Genomic DNA, 240 nt, shown 5'->3' with positions numbered 1-240 from the left:
GCAAGAAATGCGAAACGGCATACTGCGAGTACGCGAGAGACAGTATGAAGAGGGCGCACATCACACCAAACAGGGCTGCCGGCTTGAGCCTCCTGAGTCCAATCAGCAGTAGCGGGAACATCAGGTAGAACTGCTCCTCCACTGACAGGGACCAGGTGTGCAGGAAAGGTAGTTGATTGGCCGTCGGATCAAAGTATCCAGTCTTGCGAGCTAGGAAGATGTTTGAAGACAGAATGGCAA

At 52.9% G+C, this 240-nt stretch carries 1 pseudogene; it reads right to left on the bottom strand.

Features of this window, described 5'->3' with window-relative positions:
- Window positions 1-240, bottom strand: a pseudogene (locus RVY79_RS21355) (hypothetical protein); the annotation flags it as partial.

Source organism: Chromohalobacter sp. HP20-39 (assembly GCF_033052815.1).
In the GTDB taxonomy this organism is placed as follows: domain Bacteria; phylum Pseudomonadota; class Gammaproteobacteria; order Pseudomonadales; family Halomonadaceae; genus Chromohalobacter.
Note: the sequence above shows the minus strand (reverse complement) of the source record. Positions and strands in the feature narration are given on the sequence as shown.